Below are 10,019 nucleotides of genomic sequence, written 5' to 3' on the forward strand. Positions count from 1 at the left end.
GCGGCTACCGGTCCGGCCGGCTGGCCGCGTCGTACCGTTGCGCCGTCCGCCACAGTATGGGCATCGCGTCGACCAGGACGATCAGCAGCAACACCCCGGCGATTACCGCGCTGCTGACGAGCTGCGTGAGTTTCCAGGTCGCCAGCCCGGCCACGATGATCGCCGGCACACCGATCAGTCGCGCCCAGGGCAGACCGCCGTCGACAGCGGCCGCGAGCAGGATCCGGGCGGTGAGGAACAGCGCCGGGCCGATCACGCCGACGGTCAACTGTCCGTTGTCACGGCCACCCGGGTCATCGATCGTCATCTCCATCGCGACCGAGGTAGCCAGGACCCCGGCGATCATGACCAGGTGCAGGTAGCCGGCCATGAGCGCCAGCATGCTGCCCGGCGGCCCGGCCGCCACGACGGCGGCGCCCAACCGCGTGCCGGCGGGCACCAGGTAGAGCCGGGCGAGAGCCACCGCGGTCACGAACGCCAGGGCGAACGCCACTGTGCTCTCCCGGTCCATGCCGGAGCCGCTGTACGTCACGCCGGCGATCAGGATCAGCTCACCCAACGCGATGATGAAGATCTGCTGGTAGCGCTCGGAGAGGTGATCTCCGTTCACCTGAAGCTCCGGCCAGGTGCTGCGCCCGAGCCACGGGAAGGGCCAGCGCAGCCGTGCGAGGGCGTACTCCAGCAGCAGGGCGAGCGCCCAGAGGATCTCCCTAGCCGGGGCGACGAACGCCCCGACGATCCAGAGCACGCCGGAGATCGCGAACCAGATCGCCACCCGCGCGCTGCGCGACTGCAGCCGATGCCCCCGCAGCGCCGGGAGCAACAGCGCGCCCCGGCCCAGGTGGATGGCGACGTAGGCGACGGCGAACACCAGGGCGTGGGAGTCGAACGCGGTGGGCACGGCGGCGGCCATCAGCAGACCGCCGAACATCACCCAGAGCAGGAGTACGACGATCAGCGGGGCACGAGGGTCGAACCAGTCCGCCGACCACGCGGTCACGAACCACACCCACCAGAGCGCCGCCAACAGGATCAACACCCGGAAGCCGCCGCCCATGCTGAGGTCGTCGAGCAACACCCGGGACAGCCGGGTCAGCGCGAAGATGAACGCCAGGTCGAAGAAGAGTTCCAGGAACGACGTCCGGCGGGGATTCTCACGGCGCTGGAGCAGCCGGTTGGCAAGCCCGTTCGTCATCGCCCGCCTTCCCTGACGTCAACTGCCGCCCCAGTCGTACCACCTGGGCAGCCGGGCTCGGGCGCGTTCTCCCAGGCCCGGCCCTCGTCCTCAGCGGCCGCTGGAGAGGGCGGCCTGGGACATCAGGTCCGACGCCACGTCCCAGAGCCGCTCGGCGTTGCCCGGGTCGACCGCGTACGCGGCCACACCGGTGTAGTCGGCTGGCCGCTCGGTGACGACCGCGGCCTCGGCACAGTCCTCGAAGTAGCGACCGCCGATGCCGTCGAGCAGCGGGGATGCGGCGAGCAGCACCGAGGTCGCGGCACCCTGCTGCGGGGTCTTCTGCCGCTCCTTCGGGGTCCGCAGCCCACCGGTGTGCTTCTGCAGGCCGGTGGCGATGGCTCCGGGGTTCAACGCGTTGGCGTAGATGCCCTCGCCGGACCAGCGGCGCGTCGCCTCGACGGCGAGCAACGCCTCGGCGCTCTTGGACTGCCCGTACGCCAGCAACGGGTCGTACGGGCGGAACGCGAAGTGCAGATCATCGAAGATCACGGGGGAGAACAGGTTGCCGCTGGAGCTGACCGACACGACCCGGGCGCCTCCGGCGGCGGCGAGCGCGTCGTGCAGGCCGACGGTCAACGCGAAGTGCCCCATGAAGTTGGTGGCGAACTGCATCTCCCAGCCCTCGGCGGTGCGCTCCAACTCCGGCAGCGCCATGATCCCAGCGTTGTTGACCAGGATGTGCAGCGGCTGGTCCCAGTCGGCGACGAATCGGCGTACCGAATCCTGGTCGGCCAGGTCCAATTCGCGGACGGTGACCCGGTCCGCGCCAATACTGGCCGCGATGTCGGCCGCGGCCTGCTCACCGGCGGCGACCCGGCGGACCCCGAGCACCACCTCGGCGCCGGCGGCGGCCAGCGAGCGGGCGGTCTCGACGCCGATCCCGGCGGCCCCTCCGGTGATGACGGCCCGCCTGCCGGTCAGGTCGACCCCGGCGACGACCTCGTCGGCGGTCGAGGCGAAACCAAACGGGGTCACGATTCGCTCAGTCATCTCTGTCCCATCTTCCGATCACGCTTATGCCAGCCACTGTCACCCAACCAGCGGGCGATGTCCGGGTCCTGGTTTTCCTGGTAGTGGCAGGACCAGGATGGGCGGCCGGTCGCCGCTCCTACGATGGGCTGGTGAGCACGGCCGGCCCGCTCGGCGAGTACCTGCGTGCCCGGCGCGAGCTGATCGGGCCGGGCGACGTCGGGCTGCCCGCGCACGGCCGTCGCCGGGTGCCCGGCCTGCGTCGTGAGGAGGCGGCCCTGCTCGCCGGCATCAGCGCCGACTACTACCTGCGGTTGGAGCAGGGCCGGGACCGGCACCCGTCGGCGCAGGTGCTCGACGCGCTGGCCCGCGCGCTGCTGCTGGACGCGGAGGCCACGGCGCATCTGCACCGCCTCGGCGCACCGGTCCCGGCCCGCCGCCCGGCGCGACGGCCGGAGCGGGTGCCGGCGGGAGTCCGGCAGTTGGTCGGGTCGTGGACCGAGACACCCGCGTTCGTGCACGGTCGGTATCTGGACGTGCTCTTCGCCAATCCCCTGGCGACCGCTTTGGCACCCATCTTCACCGCCGGGGTGAACCTGCTGCGCGCGGTCTTCCTGGACCCGAGCGTGCCGGCGCTCTACCCCGCCCTCACGGCGGTCGCGGCGAACGCGGTGGCCGGACTGCGCGCGCAGGTCGGCACCGAGACGGACGACCCCCGGCTCACCGAGCTGGTCGACGAGCTGACGGCCGGCAGCGAACGGTTTCGCCGGTTGTGGGCTCGACACGACGTCAGCGCCCGCGCCGGCGGTGGATTGCGGGTGTTCCACCATCCGCAGGTGGGCGAGTTGGAGTTGCGCTACGAGAAGTTCACGATCAGCGGCACCACCCAGTCGCTTGTCGTCTACCACGCCGAGCCGGGCAGCGCGTCGGCGCGCACCCTGGCCCGGCTGGCAGTGCCAGCGGTGCCGGGTTAGCCGGCGGTCGCCCGCTCGGCGACCACCACCGAGATTCCGTCGAGGACGCGTTGCAGACCGAACTCGAAGGCGTACTCCGGGCCGTACGCGGCGCCGTGCTGCTGGCCTGCGGCGGTGCCGACCCGGGAGGCGGTCGGGTACGCGTCCGCCGTCATGAACGTCTCCAGCCAGGGCGCGTGCGACTGCCACCACTGGCCGTCGGTCATACCGGTCTCGCGTTCCAGGTCGACCACCTCGGAGGCGGCCCGTGCCGCGCTCTTCACGTGGCCGAGCACCAGGGTGAGCACCGCGTCCATCTCGACGTCGCTGAGCCCGATGTCGGCAACCGCGCCGAGCTCGTGGTCGTACTTCGCCACCAGGTGCGGGCCGAGCACCGGTCGGGTCGTCTCGGCCCGCAACATCCAGGGATGCCGCTGGTAGAGCGCCAGGTTGTCGCGCGCGATCCGTTCCAGCCGGGCCCGCCAGTCGCCCTCGACGGTGGGGCGCGGCATCTCGCCGTACGCGCTGTCGATCATGACGGCGACGAGTTCGGCCTTACCCGGCACGTAGGTGTAGACCGACATGGTGCCGACACCCAGCGCCTCGCCGACCCGACGCATTGTCAACGCGTCGAGACCCTCCGCGTCGGCGATGTCGATCGCGGCCCGAACGATCCGATCGACGCTGAGCCCGGGCCCCGCGCTGCGGCTGGCCGGCTCCGTGGTGCGCCAGAGGATGGCCAGGCTCCGGGCCGGGTCCGCAGTCGCCTTACGCTCACTCGCCATGGTGCGGTCATCCTAACAACGCGGGCGTACGCCGTACGCCGCGCCGCTGGCGCGCGCTCGCACCCTGCCGCCGAGGTCCGGTCACACGGCCTCGCGGTCATCGGACAGTGCCGGGCCGGCGGCGGCGGGCACCAGGTGTCGTACGTCCGGTTCGCCGTCGGTCAGCTCCCGGGCCCGTTCCTCGGTCGCGCGGTCCTCGCCCGTCAACCGGCCGCCGTGCTGGCGCAGGTGTTCGTCCCAGGACGGCACCAGGTACACCTCAACGAACCGGTCTGTCGTCTCCGCCGGCCGGAACAGCCCCCAACGCATCGCGCCGGTGCGCTGGCGCGCGCCGCGTACCAGGTCCATAGCCGCCAGGAACGGCTCGGTCCGCTCCGGCCGCACGGTGTACTGCACCATGACCAGCACCGGCCCCACCCCCGGATCCGGCTCGTGCGCCAGGTGCAGTTGGGGCCAGTAGGCGGCCGGTTCCCGGTTCACCGCCCGCAGGTTCGGCAAGGGCCAGATCCGACTCGTCACGGTGCCGACGAACATCAGCGCCGCCGCCGCGAGGTAGGCGATAGCCAACCCGGCCATGTCGGCCACGAGCCCCCAGATGAGCGCGCCGACCGCCTGCCCGCCAGCGAAACAGACCTGGTAGACGGCCAGACCTCTGGCCCGTACCCAACTGGGCAGGAAGAGCTGCATCTCGGCGTTGACGTTGGCCAGCACCGTCACCCAGGCCATCCCGGCGGGCAGCAGGGCGAGCAGCACCAGTGGCACCGCGTCCACGGTGCCGACCACGGTCAGCGCCACGGTGAACAGCGCCCCGGCGGTCAGCAGGAGCTGGTTGGCCGACAGGCGGGTGCGGATCACCGCCAGCAACACGCCACCCGCGATGGCACCCACGCCGAGGGCGGCCAACAGCAGCCCGTACCCGCCGGAGCCCAACCCCAGTCGCCGGCTGGCCACCAGCGGCAGCAACGCCCACAGCGAGCTGGCCGGCACGACGAAGACCAGCGCGCGGCGCAACAGCCGGCGCACGGTCGGCGAGTGGCGTACGTAGCGGCTCCCTGCGCGTAACGCGGCGGCGAACCGCTCGGGCACCTCGACCGCGCGGGCGTCGCCGGGCCGCCAGCGCCACAACGCGTACGTGAACACTCCGAACGCGATGGCGTTGAGGCCGAAGACCGGGGCTACACCGGTGCGGGCGATCAGCACGCCGGCCACGGCCGGCCCGACGGCCCGCGCCACGTTCACGCTGATCGAACCGAGCGCGGACGCCGACCGCAGCTGGTCCTGTGGCACCAGCTCCGGGATCACCGCAGCCCAGGCCGGCAGGGTGAGCGCCTGCCCGACCCCGAACGCGAAGGTGAGGGTGAGCAGCAGCGCCGGGGGCATCCGGTTGGTCAGGGTGAGCAGCGTCAACAACACCGCCACCGCCACCAGGAACAGCTGCACGGCGATCAGCAGGTGCCGGCGGTCGAAGCTGTCGGCCAGTACACCGGCGGGCAACGCCAGCAGCAGCACCGGCAGCAGGCTCGCGGTCTGGACCAGCGCGACCAGTGTGGATGCGTTGGAGTGGTGGATCAGCAGCCACTGCGCACCGACGGTCTGCATCCAGGTACCGATGTTGGCGATGAGCAGGGCCAGCCACAGGTTGCGGTAGACCGCGGTCCGCAGCGGCGCCCACGCCGAGGCCGGACGGTCGTCGGGTCCGGCTGCGGCCGTCACCACCGCCCGTCCGCGCGCAGCACGCGCTCACCGGAGACGTAGAGGTCGTCGGGTTCGAGCAGCAGTAACCGGACGACCTCGGTGGCGACCTGTTCCGGCATGGCGTACACCTCGTCCAGGAACTCGGCCCCCACCCGTTCCTGTAGCCGCGTCGGCATCGGCCCGGGATGCAGCTGCATCACCTTGACCCGGTTGCTGTGCTGGGCCTCGGCCAGCGAATCGACCAGGCTGCTGCCGTAGCTCTTGGTGGCCCGGTAGACGGGGATGCCGGGCCGAGGGGCCGCCAGAGCCAGCGCGCCGATGTACACGACGTTGCCGTGGCCCTGTCGGTGCAGGTGCCCCACCGCCTCCCGCAGGAGGTACGTGATACCCAAAACGTTGATCTCCACGGCCCGGCGGATGTGCTCCACCGACAGGTCCGCCAGCTCGCCGCCCGCCCACATCGACGCGCAGGCCGCCACTCCGTCGATCGTGCCGTAGCGCTGCACCACCTCGGCGAAGCCCTCACTGACCTGTTCGTACGAGGAGATGTCGCAGACCGCGCCGTCGCACCCCAGCTCGTCGGCTGTCGCGGCGACCTCGGACGCCTCGTCGCCGAACACCACGACCCGGTGTTCGTCGACCAGCAACCGGGCCACCGCGAGGCCGAGCCCACTGGTACCACCTACCACCACGAAGGTTCTGGCACCCATGTCTCTCCAGCCGCCGCCGGCGCAGGTCACGCGGACCGCATGACGTCGCGTTCTTCCCGTTTCCGAGCCCCGCACACCCGTTGGTCGGTAGTGCTGGACCTACCTTGGAGAGTGGATCTGGACGGCTGGGGCGGCCGTTCGCCCACGATTAGCGTCTGTGGCATGACCCCGGAACGTCCTTCCCACCTGGCCGAGGCGCTGCGCCGCCGCGACTGGCTGGTCTCCACCTGGCCCTGGCGGGCGCTGGCCTACCTGGTCAGCACCGTGCCGATCGCGGGCGTGCTCGCCGTCGGGCTCCTCGTCATCGGCTTCATCGCGGTGCCGACCAGGGTCTCGAAGGTGCTCTCCTCGGGCACCTGCGGCAGCGGGGCCGCCGTGGTGACCAGGGTCTCCTGGATGGTCTTCTGCTCGGTGGCGCTGAACGCCGGGTCGGAGCCGGCGGTCTTCACCGCGGGCAGCGAGCCGTACGTCTTGTTGAGGATCGTCTGCTCCTCGTCGCTGGTCATGAACTTGACGAAGCTCAGCGCGCCGTCCTTGTTCTTGGTGTGCTTGAAGACCGCCATGTTGATCCCGGCGACCATGCTGTTGACCTTCTTGCCGCCGGCCGGCGGGCTGGCCAGGAACGGCACCGGGGCCACCCCGTACGCGTCGGCGGGCATGTTCTGCGTCTTCAGGTTCGAGCCGGCGGACTGCCAGAGCAGCATGGCGGCCTTGCCGTTGGCGAAGTCGGAGACCGACTGGTTCTGCGCGTACTCGGCGTTGCTCGGGTTGGTGATCTTGTCGGCGGCCATGAAGTCGATGTACCGCTTGATCGCCGACACGTTCTGCGGGGTGTCGAAGGTCGGCTTGCCGGCCGAGTCGAACCACTCACCGCCGTACTGCTGGCTGAAGGTGAAGGCGTGGTGCGCGTTCTCCGACGGGTTGGCCCCCTCGATCGCCAGGCCCCACTTGCCTCCGGTGCTCAGCTTCTTGCCGTACTCGGCGAGCTGCTCCCAGGTGGTCGGCGGCGCGGTGATGCCGGCGTCGGCGAAGGACTTCTTGTTGTAGTACAGGCTGTACGCCATGCTGTAGAGCGGCACGGCGGCCGGCGGCTTGCCGGGGGCTCCGGCGGCGGCGAGCGCGGCCGGCACGATCCGGTCCTTGCCGCCGACGGCCTGCAGGGTGGCGTCGTCGAACTCGACGAGCGCGCCGGTGGCCTGCAGCGACGCCGACCAGGTGTTGCCGATGTTGACCACGTCCGGGCCCTTGCCCGAGGTGGCGGCCGCGAGCAGACGGTTGAGCAGGTCCGACCAGGGGACCACCTCGACGGTGACCTTGATCCCGGTCTGCTTCTCGAACTTGTCCAGCTCCGGCTGAAGGATGGTCTTGTCGGCCTCCAGGCTGGCGCCCTGGTTGCTGGCCCAGTAGGTCAGCGTCTTGGGCGATGAGGCGGAGTCGTCGCCGGAGCCGCCGCAGGCGGTCAGCGAGGCGGCGGCCAGTACGGCGGCGGTGAATATCCCGAGGTGTCGTCTCGACACGGTCAGCCCTTCCGGTGCGTGGTGGGGGTCCGCCGGCCCTCGTCGCCGATAGGGGTGGGCGACGGGCAGCCGGCTGCGGACAGGGTTCGGGGGTGCGCCGTCGGGGGTCCGTCGGCGTTTCCCGGGAGTTACATCACGGCTTAATTTATGTCGTCATTAAAGTTGTTGGCCGGTGGGTCGTCAAGCACGAGGCGGTTACAGTCGCCTCGAACGGCCGACGGGAACGAGGTGACGAGTGGAGCTGGCGCGTGCCACCAACCGCAGCGTGCGGCTGCGCAACAGGTCCGCCCTGCTGACCAAGCTCTTCCTCGACGGTCCGCTCACCCGGCAGGACCTGGTGCGCAGCACCGGGCTGAGCCAGCCGGCGGTCAGCAACGTGGTGGCCGACCTGATCGACGAGGGGTTGGTCGCCGAGGCGGGGGCCGCCGAGTCCGACGGCGGACGGCCCAGCATGCTGCTGCGCATCGCGCCCCGCTTCGCGTTCCTGGTCGGCGTGGACGTCGGCGAGACCCGGGTCCGGGTGGAGCTGTTCGACTTCGCGATGACCCTGCTGGCGAGCATCGAGTACCCACTCGACCCGGCGCGTACCGAGCCGGACCTGGTGGCCGGGCACGTCCTGGCCGGGATCGACGCGGTGACCGGTCGGGCCGGGGTGGCCACCGCCGACGTGCTCGGCGTCGGCATCGGCGTCTCCGGCGTGGTCGAGCAGGGCGCCGAGGCCGTCGTGCACGCCCAGGCCCTCGGCTGGGACCGGGTGCCGCTGGAGCGACTGATCGGCGCCGGCACCGACCTGCCGCTGCACATCGACAACGGCGCCAAGACCCTCGGCCAGGCCGAGATGTGGTTCGGCGCCGGTCGGGGCGCCCGGCACGCCGTGTTCGCGCTGGTCGGCTCCGGCGTCGGCGCGTCGGTGGTGACCAACGGGGCCACCTACCGGGGCGCGTCCAGCAGCGCGGGGGAGTGGGGACACACCACCCTCGTGTACGGCGGGCGGGCCTGCCGGTGCGGCGCGCGCGGCTGCCTGGAGGCGTACGTGGGCGCGGAGGCGATCATCGACCGCTACCGGGAGGCGCGCCGGGGTCGACCGGTGCCCGGTGAGGACGAGGAGTCCCAGATCGCCGCCCTGGTCGACGCCGCCGCTACCTCGGCCACCGCCCGACGGGTCCTCGACGACACCGCCGGCTACCTCGGGGCCGGGGTGGCCAACCTGATCAACCTGTTCAACCCGGAGCGGGTGGTGCTCGGCGGCTGGGCGGCGATGGCGTTGGGCGACCTGCTGCCGGCCGTCCGGGAGGCCGCCGGCCGGCAGGCGCTGCGCCAGCCGTTCGGCCAGGCGTCGATCGAGCTGTGTCAGCTCGGGGTGGACGCGGTGGCGCTCGGCGCGGCCACCCTCCCGATCGCCCGCTTCCTGACCGAGGGTGGCGTCCGGCGCTGACGGGGCACGACTCCGCAGGCCGGCGGCAAATTACACAAACAGAATCCTCGGGATAAATAACGAAGTTATAGATCGATGTCTTGACGCCGTCGCAACCTCGCCGCAACACTCCTACGAGAGCGCTCTCCATCCCGCGGCGTCGCCTCGGCGGCACCACCCCCGGCGCTACGGGCGAGCCTGACCCCCCATCCGTGCGGCAACCCGTAGCCCCCTATCGACAGGCGATGTCATGACATCTCGTGCTACATCCGTACGCCCGCGTCCCCGGGTCGTGCGGCACCTGCTCGCCGGGCTCACCGTGGCCCTGGTCGCGGCGCTTACCCCGACCGGAACCACGTCACCCGCGCAGGCCGCCCCCGTCCTGCTGTCCCAGGGCCGTACGGCCACCGCCTCGTCCACCGAGAACGGTGGAACTCCCGCCGCCGCCGCTGTCGACGGCAACACCGGCACCCGCTGGTCCAGCGCGTTCAGCGACCCGCAGTGGCTCCAGGTCGACCTGGGCGCCCGCGCCACCATCACCCAGGTCAACCTGCTCTGGGAGGCCGCCCACGGCCGGGCCTTCCAGCTCCAGACCTCCGACAACGGGTCCACCTGGACCACGATCTACTCGACCACCACTGGCACCGGCGGCACCCAGAACCTCACCGTCTCCGGCGCCGGCCGCTACGTCCGCATGTACGGCACCGTCCGGGGCACCGGCTACGGCTACTCGCTCTGG

At 71.3% G+C, this 10,019-nt stretch carries 9 protein-coding genes; 3 read left to right on the forward strand and 6 right to left on the reverse strand.

Annotated elements, in window-relative coordinates; translation table 11 throughout:
* Window positions 1-4: 4 nt before the first annotated feature.
* The gene (locus ACWCO3_RS05195) at window positions 5-1,195 is read right to left on the reverse strand and encodes a low temperature requirement protein A (RefSeq protein WP_358163041.1); all 1,191 of its coding nucleotides are present in this window, start codon (window positions 1,193-1,195) and stop codon (window positions 5-7) included.
* A 90-nt stretch (window positions 1,196-1,285) separates the two neighbouring features.
* Window positions 1,286-2,227 carry an SDR family NAD(P)-dependent oxidoreductase gene (locus ACWCO3_RS05200; protein ID WP_450008601.1) on the reverse strand — a complete coding sequence of 314 codons (942 nt, stop codon included), beginning with the start codon at window positions 2,225-2,227 and terminating at the stop codon, window positions 1,286-1,288.
* A gap of 131 nt (window positions 2,228-2,358) precedes the next feature.
* On the opposite strand from ACWCO3_RS05200, the gene ACWCO3_RS05205 reads away from it, so the two are divergent.
* Complete coding sequence (locus ACWCO3_RS05205) at window positions 2,359-3,180, forward strand: helix-turn-helix transcriptional regulator (protein WP_244311815.1); 822 nt, start codon at window positions 2,359-2,361, stop codon at window positions 3,178-3,180.
* On the opposite strand, the gene ACWCO3_RS05210 is transcribed toward ACWCO3_RS05205, so the two are convergent.
* The 4 genes from ACWCO3_RS05210 to ACWCO3_RS05225 form a co-directional block, all read right to left on the reverse strand.
* Entirely contained in the window at window positions 3,177-3,944 is a 768-nt protein-coding gene (locus tag ACWCO3_RS05210; protein ID WP_357932082.1) for a TetR/AcrR family transcriptional regulator, read from the reverse strand. The genes ACWCO3_RS05205 and ACWCO3_RS05210 overlap by 4 nt on opposite strands.
* A gap of 81 nt (window positions 3,945-4,025) precedes the next feature.
* Window positions 4,026-5,660 (reverse strand): MFS transporter, encoded by a 1,635-nt coding sequence (locus tag ACWCO3_RS05215; RefSeq protein ID WP_145784382.1) that lies wholly within the window; start codon window positions 5,658-5,660, stop codon window positions 4,026-4,028.
* Window positions 5,654-6,349 carry an SDR family NAD(P)-dependent oxidoreductase gene (locus ACWCO3_RS05220; protein ID WP_145784384.1) on the reverse strand — a complete coding sequence of 232 codons (696 nt, stop codon included), beginning with the start codon at window positions 6,347-6,349 and terminating at the stop codon, window positions 5,654-5,656. The genes ACWCO3_RS05215 and ACWCO3_RS05220 overlap by 7 nt, the downstream gene beginning before the upstream one ends.
* A 248-nt stretch (window positions 6,350-6,597) precedes the next feature.
* Window positions 6,598-7,866, reverse strand: coding sequence for an ABC transporter substrate-binding protein (locus ACWCO3_RS05225; RefSeq protein ID WP_450008604.1), 1,269 nt, complete (start codon window positions 7,864-7,866; stop codon window positions 6,598-6,600).
* Between the two features lie 235 nt (window positions 7,867-8,101).
* Here ACWCO3_RS05225 and ACWCO3_RS05230 point away from each other — a divergent pair, with 235 nt between their 5' ends.
* Window positions 8,102-9,301 (forward strand): ROK family transcriptional regulator, encoded by a 1,200-nt coding sequence (locus ACWCO3_RS05230; RefSeq protein WP_357934754.1) that lies wholly within the window; start codon window positions 8,102-8,104, stop codon window positions 9,299-9,301.
* A 229-nt stretch (window positions 9,302-9,530) separates the two neighbouring features.
* Window positions 9,531-10,019: discoidin domain-containing protein (locus ACWCO3_RS05235; RefSeq protein WP_450008607.1), on the forward strand; the 489-nt coding region annotated here is incomplete at its 3' end.

The organism is Micromonospora sp. NPDC002411 (assembly GCF_053592955.1).